Genomic DNA, 18,645 nt, shown 5'->3' with positions numbered 1-18,645 from the left:
CGCCTCCTATTCCGCCGCCTGCGCGAAGATTGCCGTCTCGATCAGAAGCTCCAGCGCGCCCGTCGCGCCGTCCACCCGCACCGGAAAGGTGCGCACGCGCCCTTCGTCCGGCCCTTGCACGAGCCCGGTGTCGAGCGCGATCACCTGGTTGTGCAGCGGGCAGGTCACGGCGCCGCCATGAACGATGCCCTGGCTGAGCGGCCCGCCTTTGTGCGGGCAGCGGTCCTCGGTGGCGAAGACGCGGTCGTCCATCGTGCGGAACACGGCGATGCGCCCCAGCGGAGAGGTGACGCAGCGCGCGCCGCGCCGAGGAATGTCGTCCAGGCGGCCGATCGCCACCCATTGCGAAACAGGGCTCATTCTGCGGCCTCGCGGAAGGGAGTGATGTCGGCCATGGGCTTGAACTCGTGAGCGGCGACGCCCTTGCTCGCACGGTCGGCCCAGGGGTCGACCTGCGAAAACTGCTGCGAGAAAACGAAGCGCTCGAAATAGGCCTGGCGCTTGTCGAGATCGTCCACGATCGCAGCCTTGATCGACTCCATGCCGACGCGCTTCAGCCACTTGTAGATGCGCTCGAGATAGTGGCCCTGCTCGCGATAGAGCTGGGTAAGGGCGGCGATCACCACCACCGCCTCGTCCTCGGTATCGACATGGCAGAGAACCTGCGTGCCGTGGATATCGAGCCCGGCGGCGCCGGCGAAATGGATGTCGAACCCCGAATCCACGCAGATGACGCCGATGTCCTTGCAGGTCGCCTCCGCGCAGTTGCGCGGGCAGCCGGAAACGGCGAGCTTCAGCTTGGCCGGGGTCCAGGAGCCCCACATGAACTTCTCCAACCGGATGCCGAGCCCGGTGGAATCCTGCGTGCCGAAGCGACACCAGTCGGAGCCGACGCAGGTCTTCACAGTGCGCAGGCCCTTGGCATAGGCCGCGCCGGAGACCATGCCGGCGGCGTTGAGGTCGGCCCAGACGGCGGGCAGGTCCTCCTTCTTGACGCCCAGCATGTCGATGCGCTGCCCGCCGGTGCATTTCACGGCCGGAATGGCGAACTTGTCCACGACTTCGGCGATAGCGCGCAGCTCGGCCGCCGAGGTCATGCCGCCCCACATGCGCGGCACGACGGAATAGGTGCCGTCCTTCTGGATGTTGGCGTGGACGCGCTCGTTGATGAAGCGGCTTTGCTTGTCGTCCTGATACTCGCCCGGCCAGTCGGCTAGGAGATAGTAGTTCAGGGCGGGGCGGCACTTGGCGCAGCCGCAGGAGGTCTTCCACTCCAGCTCCTGCATCACGGCCGGGATGCTCTTAAGGCTCTTGGCTTTGATAAGCCGGCGAACCTCGCCATGGCCGAGATCGGTGCAGCCGCACATGGGCTTGACCGCCTTGGCGTTGAACGCGCTCCCGAGCGTCAGGCTCATCAGCTGCTCGACGAGGCCGGTGCAACTGCCGCAGGAGGCCGAGGCCTTGGTGTGGGCGCGCACGTCGTCGAGGCTGGTCAGGCCCTTGGCGGTGATGGCTGACGTGATCTTGCCCTTGCAGACGCCGTTGCAGCCGCAGATCTCTGCGTCATCGCCCAAGGCTGCAACGGCCGCCATAGGGTCCAGCGGGGACCCTCCGCCATAGCTCTGGCCGAAGATGAGCGTGTCGCGCATCTGCGTGATGTCGGAGCCCTTCTTCATGAGGTCCGCGAACCAGCCGCCGTCCGCCGTCTCGCCATAGAGCACGGCGCCGAGGATCTTGTTGTCCTGCAGGACGAGGCGCTTGTAGACGCCGGCCGAGGCGTCGCGCAGCACAATCTCCTCGCGGTCCGGCGCATCCGCGAAGTCGCCGACCGAATAGAGATTGATGCCGGTGACCTTTAGCTTGGTCGGCGTGTCGGAATGTCGGAAGCCCTGGGCGGGCTGGCCGGAGAGCCGGCGCGCGGCGATCTCGGCCATCTGGTAGAGCGGAGCGACGAGGCCGTAGACGCGCCCGTCCAGCTCGACGCATTCGCCGAGCGCCGAGATGCTCTCGTCGGAGGTGAGCAGCTGGTCGTCCACATGGATGCCGCGTCCGACCGCGAGGCCCGCGTCCTTGGCCAGCTGAGCGGAGGGGCGGATGCCGACCGCCATGACCACCAGCGTCGCGGGAATGACGCGGCCGTCCTTGAGCTTCACGCCCTCCACTTTGCCGTCACCCAGAATGGAATCGGTGTTGGCCGAGGTGATGACCTCGATGCCGCGCTTTTCCAGCGCGCGCTGGAGGAGGAAGCCGGCGGCCGGGTCGAGCTGTCGCTCCATCAGCGTCGGCATGAGATGGAGAACCGTGACCTCCAGCCCCTGCGCCCGCAGGCCCGCCGCAGCTTCCAGGCCGAGCAGGCCGCCGCCGATCACCACGGCCTTGGCGCGCGATTGCGCCGCGAGGATCATCGCTTCCACATCGTCGAGATCGCGATAGGCCAGCACCCCCGGCAGATCGTGGCCCGGCACCGGCGGGATGAAGGGCGTCGAGCCGGTGGCGATGACGAGATGGTCGTAAGTCTCGGTCACGCCGTGGTCGGAGGTGACGGTCTTCGCCGCGCGGTCGATGGCGACGATGCGGTGGCCCTTGTAGAGCGTGACGCCGTGCTGGATGTACCAGCCGTCGCCATGGATCACGATGTCCTCGAACTGCTTCTCGCCCGAAAGAACCGGCGAGAGCATGATGCGGTCGTAATTGACGCGCGGCTCGGCGTTGAAGATCGTCACCTCGTAGGCGCCGGGAGCGGCCTCGAACAGGTGTTCCAGCATCCGGCCGGGCGCCATGCCATTGCCGACGACGACGAGTTTCTGGGGCATCGGGTGGGTCCTTGGGAGTGGGCTAAGCGCGTCGAGAGGCGTCAGGCAGCTTCCACGAAGCGTCAGGCGGCTTCGACGAAGCGGTTGCGCTCGTAGAGGAATTTCAGAACCGCCTGGCGGCACTTGAGATAGACCGGGTCGGTGGCGAGCTTGATGCGGTCGCGCGGCCGGGCAAGCGGCACGTCGAGGATCTCGCCGATCCGCGCCGAGGGTCCGTTGGTCAGCATCACGATCCGGTCCGAGAGAAGCACGGCCTCGTCCACGTCATGGGTGATCATCATCACCGTGGTGGCGAGGTCGGTCTGGATCTGCATGACCTGGTCCTGCAGGTGGGCGCGGGTGAGGGCGTCGAGCGCGCCGAAGGGCTCGTCCAGAAGCAGGATCTTGGGCTCCATGGCGAGCGCGCGGGCAATGCCGACCCGCTGCTTCATGCCGCCCGAGATTTCGGACGGACGCTTGTCCTTGGCGTGGCCCATATGGACCAGCTCCAGATTGCGCATGACCCATTCGCGGCGCTCGGCCGCCGACTTCGTGCGCGAGAAGACCTTGTCCACGGCGAGCGCCACGTTCTCGTAGACGGTGAGCCAGGGCAAGAGCGAGTGGTTCTGGAAGACGACGCCCCGGTCCGGCCCCGGCTGGTCCACCACCTTGTCCTCCAGAAGGACGACGCCGGTGGTTGCCTGGGTGAGGCCCGCCACGATGTTCAGAAGCGTGGACTTGCCGCAGCCGGAATGGCCGATGATCGAGATGTATTCGCCTTTAGTGACGCTGAGATCGATACCCTTGAGGACTTGGGTCGTCGCATGGCCCCGCTTGAAGGTCATGTCGACGCCTTCGATGGACAGGAACGGTTTTGTGGTCATGGCGGGTTCGCTCCGAATCTTTAGGGAAGGGCGTCAGGCGGCGGAGGTGCCGCGGGTGACGAGGCGGCCGACAAGGGCCACGATCCGGTCGAGCACGAAGCCGACCACGCCGACATAGGCGAGCGCGACGATGATGTCGGAGATCAGCGAGGAGTTCCAAGCGTCCCAGATGAAGAAGCCGATGCCGACGCCGCCGATCAGCATCTCGGCCGCCACGATGGCGAGCCAGGACAGGCCGACGCCGATGCGAAGCCCGGTGAAGATATAGGGGGCGGCGGCCGGCAGCATGATCTTGGCGAAGAACTCGAAGCCGTTCAGCCGAAGCACGGCGGCGACGTTGCGATAGTCGGCCGGAATGTTGCGGATGCCGACGGCCGTGTTGATGATGATCGGCCAGACGGCGGTGATGAAGATCACGAAGATCGCGGCGGGCTGGCCGTTCTGGAAGGCGGCGAGCGAGAGCGGCAGCCAGGCGAGCGGCGGCACGGTGCGCAGCACCTGGAAAATCGGGTCGAGGCCGCGCATGGCGAGCGTCGACTGGCCGACCAGCACGCCGAGCGAGATGCCGACCACGACAGCGATGGCATAGCCCATGGCGACGCGCTGCAGGCTCGCCCAGATCTGCCAGCCGAGGCCGACATCGGTTCCGCCATTGACGTAGAACGGATGGACGATCAGCTCCCAGCTGGTGGAGAGCACCTGGCTCGGCGGCGGCAGCGCCGCGCCGGGGCCGGAGCAGGCGAGTTCCCAGAGCCCGAGCAGCACGGCCAGCGTCACCAGAAAGGGCAGCGTCGCGGCGGCAAAGTCCCGCAGGCGCTCGCCGATCGCGGCGGTGAAGGGCGCGCGCCGGCGCGGCAAGGCCACGATCTGGGCCGGGGCGGCAACTGGCGCGACAGCGGCGGAGGGCGCGACCTTCGCGGCCGGGAGCTTGGAAACGGTCTGGAACATGGAAGCCTCACGCCGGAGAGAAGAGAAGACGGGATCGCTCAGGCGACGCGCTTGATCGAAAGGCTGTCGAGATAGGCGGACGGGTTGGCCGGATCGAAGCTCTTGCCGTCGAAGAAGGTCTCGACGCCGCGCGAGGTGCCTTCCGGCATGTCGGCGGCGGCGACGCCGAGTTCCCGGGCGGCGGCGCGCCAGATGTCCTCGCGGTTCACCGCCTCGACCATGGCCTTGGTGTCGGCACCCATGGAGAGATAGCCCCAGCGCTGGTCCTCGGTCAGGAACCAGAGGTCGTGGCTCTTGAACGGGTAGGAGGCGTGGTCGCGCCAGAACTTCATGATATGGGGCGAATTCTCGACCACCGGGCGACCGTTGCCATAGTCGTATTCGCCCGACAGGCGCTTCACGATGTCCTTGGCCGGCACGTTGAACCAGGCGCGCTTGGCGACGATCTCGGCGAGCTCCTTCTTGTTCTCCATCTTGTCGCACCATTGCTGGGCTTCCAGCACGGCCATGGTCAGCGCCTTGGCGCTGTTCGGGTTGGCGGCGATCCAGTCGGCGCGCATGGCCAGCGACTTCTCGGGATGGTTGGCCCAGAGCTCGCCCGTGTTGAGCGCGGTGTAGCCGATCTTCTGGCCGACCATCTGCTCGTGCCAGGGCTCGCCAACGCAGAAGGCGTCCATCGTGTTGACCTTGAGGTTCGCCACCATCTGCGGCGGCGGCACGACGATGGTCTCGACGTCGCTGTTCGGGTCGATGCCGGCGCTCGCCAGCCAGTAGCGCATCCAGAGGTCGTGCGTGCCGCCGGGAAAGGTGACGGCGACCTTGGAGGGGGTGCCGGCGGCCTTCTTCTTGGCGAAGGTCTCGCGCAGCACGCCAGCGTCGAGCCCGACCTTCAGGTCGGCAAAGGCGTTGGCGATGGAAATGCCCTGCGCGTCGAGATTGAGCCGCGCCAGGATCTGCATCGGTAGCGGCGCGCCTTGCGTGATCTTTCCCGCGCTCATGAGATAGGGCATGGGCGTCAGGATATGGGCGCCGTCGATGCCCGAGCCCGCCGAACCGAGCACGAGATTGTCGCGCGTCGTGCCCCAGGAGGATTGTTTCACCACCTCGACGCCGGTCATGCCGTGCTTGTCGAACAGGCCCTTTTCCTTGGCGACGATCAGCGGCGCGGCGTCGGTCAGCGCGATGAAGCCGAGGATCGCCTTGGGAGTCTCGGGGCCGGCGCTCTGCGCGAAGGCGCCCGCCGGAAAGCTCGCACCGATGGCCGAAAAGAGCGCCGCCGTGCCCGCGCTGGCCATCGTGCCTTGCAGGAAGCGACGCCGGCTGAGACCAATCTTCGAAATATCGGACATGCGGTTCCTCTTGTCGTCGGGCGGGCGTCGGGAAACGGGGAGCGGAAAAACGAAAAAACGCCGCCGTCCTGAAAGCGCTTCCGAGGTTAGTCGGAAGGAGGCTTTAGAACGCGCGACGTCGATGTCTTCGCGGATACTTCGCTGGGGAAGTGTCAGGCGGCCCGTCGTCCTTGGCGGGCACGGTTTGTATTGAAGCGAATAATCAGCGCTTTGGAAAGGCCAAATGTGCGGCAATGCAGCATGTGCAAAAAACGGGCAAATGCTGAGGAAAGCCCGAGTTTACAAGCGTTTTAAACTGCTCCGCCGGTTGCGTGCGGTTTGGGCGAGATGCGTCAATTGCAGGCAGGAGTGTGAGCGCGGCGTGCCGGGGCGTGGGACATGGTGGCGCAAGCCAAGGCGACACAGTCCCTTGGCGGCCGATGTCCGGCGGACCGGGAGGATTGCTGGCGAAGCCGGACCTGCTCGCTCGCGCCTCGACGCTGCTGACGCCGGTTATTCGCTGGTCGGTGCGCCGTCGGTTGTGACGCCCGGCCGGCGCACGGCAAAGCTTTCGACATAGGGGCCGATCGCATCGGGCGTCAGCGCCGGCTCGGCACCGGGCGCTTGCGCGTCGGCGGCGGGGCCGAACACGGCGTCGAACAGGTCGGGCCGGAAGGCTTCGGCGGCGCGGCGGGCGAGAGGCTCGCCCAGCGGTACCTGCGCCCAGCGCACCATCTGGCTGTAGACCCAGAGCGCTTGGCCCTGGCGCGGCCGGTTGGCGGCCGGGCCGTGGAAGGTGAGATAGTCGGGAATGGCGCGGCGCGTGCCGTCCGGGCTGACCGCGAGGTCGCCAGACAGGATCGCTTCCAGCGAGCCGGCCTCTGCGCCCAAATGCTCCGGCCGCGCCAGGATCGCGGCCAGCTCCGCCCGGTTCTCCGGCGCGTCGCACCAGAGCGCCGCGCGCTCCAGCGCGCGCAGGAGGGCAGCGCCCGTTTCTAGGTTTTCGGTCCACCAGTCGGGCCGCACGCCCAGCACCTTTTCGGGCGAGGAGGGGGAGATGTCGGCCTTCACGGCGACGATGCGCCCGACGCCCGCTTCCACCGCCGCAACGTTCCACGGCGCGTTGACGCAGAACCCGTCGATCGCGCCCGAGCGCAGCGCGTCCACCGTCAGCGGCGGCGGGACGACGGTCATGGTCACATCGCGGTCGGGGTCGATACCGGCCTCGGCCATCCAGAAGCGGAACTCGTAATTGTGCGAGGAAAAGGGATAGGTCATCGCGAAGACGAGCGGCGAAAGACCCTCCTTCGCACGCTGGCGCACCAGCCGGGCCAGCGCCTGCCCGTGGGCGGCTGGCTCGTCGCGATAGGTCTCGCCCGCCGCCTCCCGCATCGCCTCGAACAGGGGCAGCGACAGGGTCACCGCATTGCCGCCGAGCCCGAGCGAGAAGGGCGCGATCACGGGATAGGGATTGGACCCAAGGCCCAGCTGCGAGGCCACCGCCATCGGCCCCAGCATATGGGCCGCGTCGAACTGGCGAAAGGCGAGCCGGTCCCGGATGTTGGACCAGGAGACTTCGCGCACCAGCGCCAGTTCCACGCCTTCCGCCCGGTCGAGCCCAAGGGCCGCGGCGGCGATCGGCACGGCGGCGTCCACCAGCGGAATGAAGCCGAGGCGCACTTTCGCAAGCGAGGACGAAGAGGCGGAAGAAGAGGGAAGGGCCGAACTCATCGCTTCACCTCGCCGCCCAGAAGATCGGCCGCCGTCACGATGCTGCGAGCGATCTCCACCAGTTTCTTCTTCTCGTTCATCGCCGTCTGGCGCAGCAGCCTGTAGCTCTCGTCCTCGCTCATGCCGCGCCGCTGCATGAGAATGCCCTTGGCCTTTTCCACCACCTTACGGTCGGCAAGCTCCGAGCGGGCGTCGTGCAACTCGCGCTCCAGGCGGGAATAGGCGTGGAAGCGCAGGACGGCCATGTCGAGAATGGCCTTTACGCGCTCCTTCTTCAGCCCGTCCACGACATAGGCCGAAACGCCGGCCGAGATCGCCGCCTCCATGGACTCCGCGTCGGAGCGGTCCACGAACATGGCGATCGGCCGCTGCACCGTGCGGGAGACCTGGAAGAACTGCTCCAGCCGGTCGCGATTGGGGTTTTCGAGATCCACCACGATCACGTCGGGCCGGAACTGCTCGATCTCGCGCACCAGACCGTTCATGGCGGTGACCACATGCACGCGGGCATGGCCAGCCTCGCGCAGCCCATCCTCGATGATGGCAGCCCGCGCCCGGTTTTCGTCGACGATCAGAACGGCAAGGGCGCTGGGCTCCATATGCCCATCTTCACAGCAAGCCGAGGAATGAGGCAAGGGCCGAAATGCTGCGGCGCGGCGAAATCGCCGCGCCCATTTAGAGTCGGGGTAGGGGCAGGGAACTCTGCCCGTTCCCAAGGCGCGAAGCGTGAAGGGTACGAGCGCGCATGGCTCCAGCGTTCGCGACGACGGGGCGGACAAAAGCATCGGCCAGCCGACCCCGGCCGGTTCGTCCCACGTTCCCAGTGGAGAAACGTCAGCCCTTGTCGGCGGTGAGGCCTGCGGCCTCGATTCCGGCGACGGCCGCCGTCTCGTCATTGTCGGACGTGTCGCCGGTGATGCCGACCGCGCCGATCACCGCGCCATCGCGGCGGATCAGAACGCCGCCCGGCACCGGCACGAGCGAGCCGCCGGCGAGCGCGTTCATCGACTGGATGAAATAGGGCTGCTCCTCGGCGCGCTTCCACAGGGCGCGCGAGCCCATGCCCATCTGCACCGCGCCATTGGCCTTGCCGATGGCGATCTCGGGGCGCATGCGCGCGGCGCCGTCCTGCCGCTCCAGCGCGACCAGCGCGCCGCCGGCGTCGAGCACCGCGACGGTCAGCGGCTTCAGCTTCAGCTCGGCGCCCTTGGCAAGCGCGGCGGCGATGATGGTGCGGGCGGTGTCGAGGGTCAGCGTCGTCATGGAACAGGCGTCTCCTTGCGATGGGGAGCCTCGTCCTAGCGCGCGGGCTCTTCGACCGCAAACCGCCCGCTTGCCCGAGGGCGAACGGGAGCGCGCGGGGCGCTCCCGTTCGTGTCAGCCGCGCGGCGCCGGCATTTCCACCAGAAGGCCGGCGAGGCGCCGCACCAGCGGCATCACGACGAGCAGCGTCGGAAAGGCGACGAGCCAGGACAGGCCCCAGCCCTTCAACCATTGCGCCGGCAATTCGCCGGACAGGCCGGGCGCCCGCGCGGTGGAGATGGCCGACACCACCCCGCACATCATCAGCGACAGAAGAAAGGGGACCACGAACGCGCCATAGCGCGGCGGAAGCTTGCGAAAAGCAGGCATGACAACACTCCGTTAGGCGACCCCGGCAAGGGGCGGCCCAGATGCGCGTTGACTGACGTTAACGCTTACGGAGCGACAGAGGCACGCCGGCTTTTTCTCACGGCCCGTTCCAGAGCGTCAAGCCTCAGGCGTCCGGCTGGATCTTGGAACGCCTACCGAAATCTCGCGGCCAGGGAGTGCCGTTTCACTTCGCCGTGGACTTCGTCGCGAAGGCCTAGCCCTGCGCCCGCGCATCGCTCCTCGCCCCGACCGAAACCCCGCGACCATCCGCCGGCCAAAGGGTTTGTCAGGTCGTCTCAGCCGAAGCGGCGCGCCGCGTCGATGCCGAGCCCGAGGCCGACTGAGCCGAAAGCGTCGGAATGGGCGATGCGGGCGCCGGGAAAGCGCTGCGTGGCCGCCCGCTGCACGGCGGGCACCTGCGCGCCACCCCCTGTCAGGATCACCGTGTCCACCGCTTCCGACCCGACGCCGCCAAGTTTGAGCGCTTCCGTGATGGAGCGCTCGATCTTGGCGACGAGCTCGGCGGTCGCCGCCTCGAACTCGCCCCGCGTCGCCTCGGTCTCCAGCGAGAGGCCCGGCTCCTTGAAGCTGATCCGTGTCGAGTCCGCGTCGCTGAGGGCGATCTTGGCGCGCTCCACCGCGCCGGCGAGGCGATGGCCGGAGCGATGCGTCAGCATGTGCTCCATGCGGGCGAGCTTCTCCGGTTCGCCCGCTTCCTTGCGCAGCGCGCGGATGTCGGACAGGATCTTGGGCGTATAAAGCGTGTTGATCCGGTGCCAGGTCGCCATGTCGTTGAAATACCAGACCGGCATGAGGCGCTTGCCGTCCGCCGTCGAGGAGCCGAGGCCCAGTAGCGGCTGCATCTTGGCGGTGTTCAGGAGCCGGTCGAAATCCGTGCCGCCGACATGGACGCCGGTCGTGCCGAGAATGTCGTCGGCCCGCTCCGTCGAGCGGGCGCGCTCGGGCGACAGGCGCAGGAGCGAGAAGTCCGACGTGCCGCCGCCGATATCCACCACCAGCGCCAACTGCTCGGCATTGATCGTGCTCTCGAAATAGAGCGCGGCGGCGACCGGCTCGAACTGGAACTCGATATGGCGAAAGCCCTGCGCGCGCGCCGCCGCCTCGAGCTGGCCCTGCGCGGTCGCGTCGGCCTCGTCGCTCTCGTCCACGAAGCGCACGGGGCGGCCGAGCACGATGCTGTCGGCCTCGCCGCCGGTCTCCTGCTCCAGCCTCTGGCGCAGATGCCGGAGGAACCGCCCGATCAGGTCCTCGAAGGTCATGCGCTCGCGCCCGACCTGCGTCGTCTCCTTCATCAAGGAAGAGCCGAGAATGCTTTTCAGCGCGCGCATGAAACGCCCCTCGGCCCCGTCGACATATTCGAACACGGCCTGGCGCCCGAAATAGGTGTGCCCGTCCTCCAGGCTGAAGAACAGGGCGGAGGGGATCGTCAGGTTCTCGCCTTCCACCGGCAGAAGCCGCGGCGCCCCGCCCGGCGCGCAGAGCGACAGGGTGGAATTGGTGGTGCCGAAGTCGAGGCCGGGAAAGAAGCGGGACATGGGCGGCTCGCAAAACAGAAGCCCCGAGGCCGCAAAACGGCGCGCCGGGGCTCGGGCAGCAGGGCGGCCCGTCTATCCCATTGCGGCGCACAAGGAAAGGGCGGGCGTGAGCGAAGCCGGCGGCGGCGGGGCTCAAGCCCGGCTTGACTTGCCAAACGCCTCGGCCGATCCTCGCGCCATGATCGTACGCTCCGCCCCCGCTCTGACCACCACCATGCCCCTTTCCGGGGACGGGGTGCCTGCGCGCAGCTAGCTCGCGATCATCACCCGCAGACCCGGCCGCGACGGTTGGGTTCTGCCACGCGAACCTCCGTCCGGCTCTCAAGGACAGAGGCTATGAATCCACCCGATCTTCCCCACCACCTCGAAGGTTTGATCCTGCGTGCCGGCCGGCCGGAGGATGCCGAAGCCCTGACGGACCTTTCCAATCTTCCCGGCTACCGCCACGGCACGATGCGCCTGCCCTATCAGAGCGTGTCGGAAACGCGGCGCTGGCTGGAGAACCCCGGAGAGGGCAAGCTGCATATCGTGGCGTTGCGCGGCGGCACTCTGGTCGGAAGCGCGGGTCTCAACGCGATGTCAGGGCGCCGGCGTCATGCGGCCGTGCTCGGCATGGGCGTTCACGATGCGCATGTGAATCAGGGAATCGGCTCGGCCCTCATCGGTGCGCTGCTGGACTCGGCCGACAATTGGTTGGGTCTGAGGCGCATCGAGTTGACGGTCTTCAGCGACAACCGGCCCGCTATCCGCCTCTACGAGAAATTCGGGTTCGAACCGGAGGGCGTGTTGAAGGACTTCGCGTTTCGTGCGGGAGCCTATGCCGATGCGGTCATGATGGCGCGCCTGCACTGAGATCGGGTGGGCGGGGAGCCTCGCGTCCCCGCCCCTTGTGTCGAAGTTTCTAAAAGAGCGACGCGCCCTGGCTCAGGCCGGCTCGTGGATCGGGCAGCGGTTGAAGCGGGCGCGGAACTCGGAGGAGTGCTGGTAGGCCGAGCGGCGCGCGCGGTTGATGTTGCCGAGCGGCTGGTGGGCGGCAAGGCCGGTCCAGATGCTGAAGCGCATTTCCTCGTCCACGGCCTGAACGCGCGTGGCGTCCCAGCTATCCTGCGGCTCGGCGGTGATGGTCGCGACGGTCTGGAAGGGCGCCTCGTCCTCCTTCCACTCGACGGTCGGGTCCTCCACCGGCTGCTTCTCCAGGTCGCGGCAGAGCTGTACGCGGAACTCCCAGACGCCCATCCGCTCGCTCATCTCGGCCTGCACGGTCTCGCGAATGGCGTTGGGCCGGTCGCTGGCGTCGATCTCCTTGCTTTCCAGTTCGGTGAGATCGGGCGAAACAGGCACGACGCTGAACTTGGCGATATAGGGGCCGTAGCGAAACGGCGTGACGCTGAAATAGGTCTGGCCGAGCGGATCGACATTGGGCGCGCCGCCGAGCGACTGGATCTTCGAGCTTTCGATGCCCACGCTCTCCAGCGCCTTGTTGACGCCGCGCAGCACCGAGGACATGACCGCCTTGGTGCCTTCCAGCCGGTCGGTCGTCTTGGCCAGCATCTTGAGATTGCCGAGGAACTGGTCGGCCGTCTTCGTCTGAAACACCGGCCCGTTGACCATGACGAAGTCCTGCGTCGATCCTTCCGCGTCGGGCAGGCGCTCGCCCTCGACATTCAGCACCTTCAGCGCCAGACCGCGCGGCAGCGAGATAGCGTCGGGCAGGATGTCGCCGGCATTGGTGGACAGGCGCAGGTAGACCTTGTGCTGCCCCGGCTTGGCGAAAAGCCCCTGCGCCAGTTCCGGCGGCAGGTCGTCGTGAACGCGCAGCGTGCCTTCCAGAATGCCATGCGCCTTGGCATGGACCGAGCGCACGGCATGGCCGTAATCCTCGGCTGTTGTCTCCAAGATCGTGTCGAACGTTTCGTTCAGGCTGGCCTCTGTTTCCTTCTCGTCCGGGCGAATGTCCTCGACCGAGGGGGAATAGCGAACGGGAGCGGATGTCATGTTGTCAAAACCTTTCCAAACTCCATCGGGTTTGGCTTTCAACCCCACACGCGGCGAGGCGGTTCCATCGCGCGCCATCGAATGGCGACCGATGGCCACGCTCGCGATCGGGGACAGAGGTCAGGGATGCCGATCGGGCGGGGTCAGCCCCTGGCATGGTTGGCCTCGCCGGAGTGCCCGGCCAGCACCGCCTGGAGCGTGGAGATCATGAGTTCGACGTTCTCGCGGCTGGCGCTGATTTCGAACACTTCGCTGCTGTCGTCCACGATATGGATGGTGAAGGTGCCGTCCGCCTCTTCGCTGGCAAATCCGGTAAGTGTGCGGCGCTCGGTCATGCTCGTCTCCATGGCTTGCGGCTTGGATGGGAAAGAAAGCGCCGATGAGCTCTTTGGTTCAGCCTCGCCTCGTCAACGGGCCGACCGGCGACTCCACGCTGTTTCTCGACTTCGCTTTCGGACGGCGCGCCTTCTTGTTCGATTGCGGCGACCTCTCGCCACTGTCGCCGCGCGAGATCGGGCGAGTCAGCCATGTCTTCGTCTCGCATCTTCATATGGATCACTTTGCCGGCTTCGACCGGCTGCTGCGCCTGCGCTTGAACCAGCCCGGCACGTTGCGCCTGTTCGGCCCGCCGGGCCTCGCCGACGGGGTCGCCGCCAAACTTGCCGCCTATCGCTGGAACCTCCTGGACGAAAGCTCGGCGGATTTCTCGATCGAGGCGCAGGACTGGACGGAGCAGGGATTTGCCGGCGCCTGGCGGTTTCGGGCGCGCGAGGCCTTTGCCCGCCGGCCGATTGATGCGCCCCGGCTTTCGCCCGGCCTCGTTCTCAGCGAGCCGGAACTGATGGTGGAAGCCGTCCAACTCGACCACGGCATTCCCTCGCTCGCCTTCGCGCTGCAGGAGCGGCTGCGGGTGAACGTGCACAAGGCCAAGCTGGACGCGATGGAACTTCCCGTCGGCCCCTGGCTTTCAGCCGCCAAGGCGCAGTTGCGCGCCGGGGCCGGGGAGGGCGCGGAGGTCGAGGGGCCGAACGGTGAGGCGCTTTCGCTGGGCACCCTGCTTCGAGCCGGCGCCTTCCACCGCGCGCCGGGCCAACGCGTCGCCTATGTCACTGATGCCGGCTGGGGCGAGGCGAACCGGGAGCGCATCCTTCGCATCGCGGCCGGCGCCGACACGCTCTTCATCGAAGCCGGCTTTCTCCATGCCGACCATGCTATCGCCAACGGTCGGCATCACCTCACCGCCGCGCAAGCCGGCGACCTGGCGCGGGAAGCGGGGGCACGGCGGGCCGTGCCGCATCATTTCTCGCCGCGCTACGAGGGGGGCGAGGACGCGCTCATCGCCGAGTTCGAGACCGCCTACAGGCGCAGCGGCGAGGCATAGCCGGTGAGTTCGAGATAGCCGCGCGCGCCGGGCGCCGAAACCGCGCCTTCCCAATAGACCGGTAGCCCACCGCCGCGCCCGTCGAGTTCCTGATCGGGAAACAGCGGCGCGAGATGGAAGCTGCGCTCGCCCTCCGGCAGGCGCAGGGTCAGGCGCTGCTCGACGGGATAGACGGCATTGGTGCGCGGCGAACGCCAGGTCTGAAGCGGCTCCAGGCTCACATCCTCCGGCCGGAACCGGGTGACCGAGCCATCGGCCCGGCGATAGGAGCCGCCGGCATAGACCGTGCCGCCGTCCCGGCCTCGAATTCGGAAGGCGACCAGCGCGCCGCCATCGTCGAGATTGAGACCCGTCCAGTCCCAGCCCGCCGCGTCGGCGGCCAGCAGCGTCGAGGACCATTCGCGGTCGAGCCAGGCCTCGCCCGTCACCGCCTCGGTCTTGCCCTCGCGCATCACGCTGCCGGAAACCTGAAGATGCGGCATGGAATAATAGTAGCTGGCTTCCGCCGGGTTCGGCCCCTTCTGGCTGTAGCCTTCATCGCCCTGGAGAAGCACCGGCTGGGTCGGCTGGAAGGCGAGGTCGAGCGCGAACTCGCCGGTCGCCACTTGGGTTGTGAACCGCCCGTCCGCCTCGCGCCGGAAGCGCCAGTCCTGCAGTGTCACGTCGGCATCCGCCTCCGAAGCCTCGGCGAGGCCGAAGCCGGCGCGGGCCGCGCGCTCGCCATGCAGCAGGCGGCCGAGCGCGGGGTCGGACAGGCCGGCATGGGCGAACAGGACCTGCGCCGGGGCGAAGCGGCTGGGATTGGCGGGGTCGATCGCCGGCCGGGTGCGGAAGAAGGTGACCTGAAAGCCGAGATCGCGCCCGTCCGCCGTCTTCAGCCAGCCGGTGACATACCACCATTCGGTGCGGAACTCGGGATGGGCGCCATGGTCGCGCGGAAAGGCGAGCGCGGTGCCGGGCGCGACGGTGGGATATTGGATCTCGGCGGCGCGCAGCGGCGCGACGAACGTCGAGAAGGCGAGAAGAAGGGCGAGGAAACCGCGCATCACCAATCCTCCCGCACGGCCAGAACCGCGCTTTGATGCGTCGCGCGCCGGCCGGCGAGGATCGCCGTTCCCGCCGCCGCCAGAACCAGCGCCGCGACCACGGCGGGGATCGTGCCGAACGGCACCAGGGTCGCCATGGTCCAGTTGAAGGATTGCGGGTTGATGACGTGGATCAAGACCTGCGCCAGCGCGAGGCCGAGAAGCACGCCGGCCACGCCGCCGACAAGGCCGAGCAGCGCGCCCTCGCGCGCCAGCATGGCGAGGATCTGCCCCTTGGTGAGGCCGAGATGGCGCAGCATGCCGAACTCGCGCGAGCGCGCCAGCGTCTGTGCCGAAACGGTGGCCGCGACACCGGCCAAGCCGACGAGGATCGCAACGCCCTCCAGAATGTAGGTGACGGCGAAGGACCGGTCGAACAGGTCGAGCGCGAAGCGCCTGAGCTCGGCGGGACGCGACAGCGCGACCGTGGCGCGCGTCGCCTCCGGCAGGCTCGCCCGCAGATCCGCCTGCACCTTGGCTTCGTCCGCGCCGGGGGCGAGCATGACCATGGCCTCGTCGCGCGTCCGGTCGCCGGTCAGGCTCGTATAGTCGGCCTCGGCCAAGATCACCGCGCCGGCCTGCCTTGCATAGTCGCGCCAGATGCCGGCGACCGAGAAGCGCTCGGCCCCGGTGCCGATTGGCAGGGCGATCGTATCGCCGAGGCGCCAGCCATGGAGGCGCGAGGCGGGCTCGGAGACATAGACGGGCAGCGTGCCGGCGGCGGGGGCCTGAGTTCGGCCGATCAGCGCCAGCAGCCCTTCCGGGCGCGCGGGGTCGACGGGCCGGGCGATCAGCACCACAGGCGGCTGGTCGGGCTCGATCGTGAGCGGAAACTGCCGGCTGAAGGTCAGCGTGCCGACGCCGGGAACGGCGGCGAGGCGGCTCTGCGTTTCCGGGTCGAAGCCGGCGCCCTCGGTTCTGAGATAGAGATCGGCCGACAGAACCTGCCCCAGCCATTCGTCCACCGCGCCGCGAAAGCTCGTTACCATGCTCGCCATGGCGATCATCAGGGCGGTGGACGCGACGATGCCGCAGAGTGCGGTCGCGGCCTGGCCCGGCGCGCCGTGGAGATGGCGCGTCGCGAGCTGGCCCGGCACCGAGCGGCTCTGGCGGCGCGCGAGCGGGCCGAGCAGCAGGCGTGACAGGAAGGGCACGCCGGCCACGCCCCCCGCCAGCATCAAGGCCATGCCGAGAAAGCCGAAGACGGGCAGCCGCGCCACGGCGGGCAGGAGCGCCGCCCCGACGCCGAGCGCCAGCAGGATGGCCGCCGGCTTCCAGGGCACGGGCGCGCGCGGGTCGAGAAGATCGCCGCTGTTCTTGAGCGCCGCCGCCGGTGCGGCGCGCGAGGCCGCCCGCGCCGGCAGGATGCTGCCGGCCAAAGCCGCCGCGAGGCCGAGCGCGAAGAAGAGAAGCGCGGCGAGCGGCTGGAAGACGATCTGCGAGGCGCCGCTGAAATAGCCAGCGCCCAGATCTCCGCCGAAGACTCGCAGCGCCAGAACCGCAAGGCCGTAGCCGGCGGCAAGCCCCGCCGATGCGCCGAGAACGCCGATCAGCAGCCCTTCCAACGCCACGGCCGCGACCACGCCGCGCCGGGGCAGGCCGAGCGTGCGCACCAGGGCGAAGGCGCGCAGGCGCCGCGCGACGGAGAGCGACTGCGCGGAGAACACGAGAAAGCCGCCGGTGAGCAGCGCCACCAGCGCCAGCATGTCGAGATTGACGCGATAGGCACGCGACAGGGCGCTGCCCTGCGCCTCCTCGGTCTGCGTGCTGGCGAGCGTCGCCCCCGTGGGAAGCACCGCGCGCAGCGCGGGCTCGGCGGCGTTGCGATCGCTCAAATTCAGGTCGATCCGGTCGATCCGCCCCAGCCGGTCGAAGCGCCATTGCGCGCTGGCGATGTCGATCACCCCGACCGCCTGCCCCTCCGGCACGCCGGGCAAGGCGCCGGCAACGCGAAAGCGCGCGGTTCGGCCGTTGGCGGAGAGGTCGAGCGACTGGCCGATGCCGGTGCCGAGCGCGACTTGCGCGGCGCGGGAGAGATAGAGCGCGTCCGCGTCGAACACGTCGTTGTTGCTCGTGTCCGGCCCGCGTGGAGACAGGCCGACCAAGCTCGGCGTCACGCGGATGGCGCGGATCACGTCGAGCCCGAGCAGCGTCAGCGCGCCGCGCTCGCCGCGCGCTTCGATGCTCACCACCGGGCTGGCGTCCCGCACGCCCGCCGCCCGCGCCACCTCGCCATAAAGCGCCTCGTCCAGCCCGAGCGGCGTCGTGGCGCGCACGGAAAGATCGGCCGCGCCGTTCACCGCCCGCACCGCGCCGCCAAAGGCGCTGAGCGCCGAGCCGTTGACGAGATGCACGGCAAAGCCGAGCGCCACGCCGACCGCGATGGCAAGGGCCGTGGCGAGGAAGCGGGAAGGGTGGGCGCGCCATTCGCCCCCGATCAGCCAGCCGAGCGCCAGCCGGGCGCCGGCGAGATCGGAGCGCGCGCCGCTCACGCCGCCGGCCCTTCGCCGGCTTCGAGGCCTTGGCGGGTGAGAACCAGGACCCGGTCGGCAATCGCGGCCGTTGCGCGCGAATGGGTGACGATCACGGCGGCCGAGCCGCCCTCGCGCGCCCGCTCGGCAAACAGCGCCAGGATGCGGCCGGCGGTTTCCGGGTCGAGATTGCCGGTCGGCTCGTCGGCGAGGATCAGCGCTGGGCGATGGACGAGGGCGCGGGCGATGGCGACGCGCTGCATCTCGCCGCCCGACAGATCGCGGGCATAGTCGCCGCCGCGCGTGCCGAGTCCGACCGCCTCCAGCATCGCGTCCGCGCGTCCCTCGATCGTCGCGCGGTCGGCCGAGACGAGCGCCAGCGGCAGGGCGACGTTCTGCCGGAGCGTGAGATAGGGCAGGATGTGGAAGGCCTGGAAGACGAAGCCGATCCGCTCGCGCCGCAGCTTCGTGCGCGCCGCCTCGCCCAAGGCGCCGAGTTCCGTCGTCTCGATGCGGACCTCGCCCTGGTCCGCGTCGTCGAGCCCCGCCAGGATGTTGAGGAGGGTCGACTTGCCGACGCCCGATTCCCCGACGATCGCCACCACTTCGCCCGGCCGCACCGCAAGGTCGAGCCCCGAGAAAAGCTGCCGGTCGGCGCCGACGGATTTGGCGAGGCCCCGCACGTCGAGGCTCAGCGCCCCAGCCGCGCCGGTCTTGGCCTTAAGATCGTTCCTGATCGGCGTCGTGTCCAAAATCGATCCTGCTCTCATTCGGCGGCCTTTGCCCCCAAGGGATCGTAGGCCTCACGCCTGGTTTAAACAGGGTCCTGCGACAGGGGGACT

At 68.4% G+C, this 18,645-nt stretch carries 17 protein-coding genes; 2 read left to right on the top strand and 15 right to left on the bottom strand.

Features of this window, described 5'->3' with window-relative positions; translation table 11 throughout:
* Window positions 1-6: 6 nt before the first annotated feature.
* The 10 genes from nirD to M673_RS00510 all read right to left on the bottom strand — a co-directional run bounded on the left by nirD (window position 7) and on the right by M673_RS00510 (window position 10,871).
* Window positions 7-360: a nitrite reductase small subunit NirD gene (gene nirD, locus M673_RS00555; protein ID WP_061972791.1), complete on the bottom strand. Its 354-nt coding sequence runs from the start codon at window positions 358-360 to the stop codon at window positions 7-9.
* Window positions 357-2,813: a nitrite reductase large subunit NirB gene (gene nirB / locus M673_RS00550; RefSeq protein WP_061972790.1), complete on the bottom strand. Its 2,457-nt coding sequence runs from the start codon at window positions 2,811-2,813 to the stop codon at window positions 357-359. Before nirB ends, nirD begins: the two co-directional genes overlap by 4 nt.
* A gap of 62 nt (window positions 2,814-2,875) precedes the next feature.
* Window positions 2,876-3,676 (bottom strand): ABC transporter ATP-binding protein, encoded by an 801-nt coding sequence (locus tag M673_RS00545; protein WP_061972788.1) that lies wholly within the window; start codon window positions 3,674-3,676, stop codon window positions 2,876-2,878.
* A gap of 33 nt (window positions 3,677-3,709) precedes the next feature.
* Entirely contained in the window at window positions 3,710-4,624 is a 915-nt protein-coding gene (gene ntrB, locus M673_RS00540) for a nitrate ABC transporter permease (RefSeq protein WP_082639094.1), read from the bottom strand.
* 38 nt (window positions 4,625-4,662) lie between these two features.
* Window positions 4,663-5,973, bottom strand: a complete 1,311-nt coding sequence (locus tag M673_RS00535; protein WP_061972786.1) for a CmpA/NrtA family ABC transporter substrate-binding protein — start codon at window positions 5,971-5,973, stop codon at window positions 4,663-4,665.
* 492 nt (window positions 5,974-6,465) lie between these two features.
* Window positions 6,466-7,683: a CmpA/NrtA family ABC transporter substrate-binding protein gene (locus M673_RS00530; protein WP_061972785.1), complete on the bottom strand. Its 1,218-nt coding sequence runs from the start codon at window positions 7,681-7,683 to the stop codon at window positions 6,466-6,468.
* The gene (locus M673_RS00525; RefSeq protein WP_061972783.1) at window positions 7,680-8,282 is read right to left on the bottom strand and encodes an ANTAR domain-containing response regulator; all 603 of its coding nucleotides are present in this window, start codon (window positions 8,280-8,282) and stop codon (window positions 7,680-7,682) included. The genes M673_RS00530 and M673_RS00525 overlap by 4 nt, the downstream gene beginning before the upstream one ends.
* A 235-nt stretch (window positions 8,283-8,517) precedes the next feature.
* A complete protein-coding gene (locus M673_RS00520) occupies window positions 8,518-8,946 on the bottom strand; it encodes a GlcG/HbpS family heme-binding protein (protein ID WP_061972782.1) in 429 nt (142 codons plus the stop codon).
* A gap of 114 nt (window positions 8,947-9,060) precedes the next feature.
* Window positions 9,061-9,315, bottom strand: a complete 255-nt coding sequence (locus M673_RS00515) for a DUF2798 domain-containing protein (RefSeq protein WP_061972780.1) — start codon at window positions 9,313-9,315, stop codon at window positions 9,061-9,063.
* Between the two features lie 296 nt (window positions 9,316-9,611).
* Window positions 9,612-10,871, bottom strand: a complete 1,260-nt coding sequence (locus M673_RS00510; RefSeq protein ID WP_061972778.1) for an Hsp70 family protein — start codon at window positions 10,869-10,871, stop codon at window positions 9,612-9,614.
* 336 nt (window positions 10,872-11,207) lie between these two features.
* On the opposite strand from M673_RS00510, the gene M673_RS00505 reads away from it, so the two are divergent.
* Window positions 11,208-11,723, top strand: coding sequence for a GNAT family N-acetyltransferase (locus M673_RS00505; protein WP_061972776.1), 516 nt, complete (start codon window positions 11,208-11,210; stop codon window positions 11,721-11,723).
* Window positions 11,724-11,795: 72 nt separating this feature from the next.
* On the opposite strand, the gene M673_RS00500 is transcribed toward M673_RS00505, so the two are convergent.
* Window positions 11,796-12,866 (bottom strand): catalase family protein, encoded by a 1,071-nt coding sequence (locus tag M673_RS00500; RefSeq protein ID WP_061972773.1) that lies wholly within the window; start codon window positions 12,864-12,866, stop codon window positions 11,796-11,798.
* Window positions 12,867-13,009: 143 nt separating this feature from the next.
* Entirely contained in the window at window positions 13,010-13,201 is a 192-nt protein-coding gene (locus M673_RS00495) for a hypothetical protein (RefSeq protein WP_148639934.1), read from the bottom strand.
* Window positions 13,202-13,245: 44 nt separating this feature from the next.
* Between M673_RS00495 and M673_RS00490 the strand changes: the two genes are divergently transcribed.
* On the top strand, window positions 13,246-14,247 hold the full coding sequence (locus tag M673_RS00490) for a ribonuclease Z (RefSeq protein WP_061972770.1): 1,002 nt from the start codon (window positions 13,246-13,248) through the stop codon (window positions 14,245-14,247).
* Here M673_RS00490 and M673_RS00485 read toward each other — a convergent pair.
* The 3 genes from M673_RS00485 to M673_RS00475 are packed head-to-tail and all read right to left on the bottom strand — an operon-like array spanning window position 14,223 to window position 18,573.
* Window positions 14,223-15,293, bottom strand: a complete 1,071-nt coding sequence (locus M673_RS00485) for a lipocalin-like domain-containing protein (RefSeq protein ID WP_061972769.1) — start codon at window positions 15,291-15,293, stop codon at window positions 14,223-14,225. The two genes, M673_RS00490 and M673_RS00485, sit on opposite strands and share 25 nt — an antisense overlap.
* The gene (locus M673_RS00480) at window positions 15,293-17,824 is read right to left on the bottom strand and encodes an FtsX-like permease family protein (RefSeq protein ID WP_061972767.1); all 2,532 of its coding nucleotides are present in this window, start codon (window positions 17,822-17,824) and stop codon (window positions 15,293-15,295) included. The genes M673_RS00485 and M673_RS00480 overlap by 1 nt, the downstream gene beginning before the upstream one ends.
* Window positions 17,821-18,573, bottom strand: a complete 753-nt coding sequence (locus M673_RS00475; RefSeq protein WP_082639093.1) for an ABC transporter ATP-binding protein — start codon at window positions 18,571-18,573, stop codon at window positions 17,821-17,823. The genes M673_RS00480 and M673_RS00475 overlap by 4 nt, the downstream gene beginning before the upstream one ends.
* Window positions 18,574-18,645: the final 72 nt, after the last annotated feature.

The organism is Aureimonas sp. AU20 (assembly GCF_001442755.1).
GTDB lineage: Bacteria > Pseudomonadota > Alphaproteobacteria > Rhizobiales > Rhizobiaceae > Aureimonas.
This window is presented reverse-complemented; position numbering and strand designations above follow the sequence as displayed.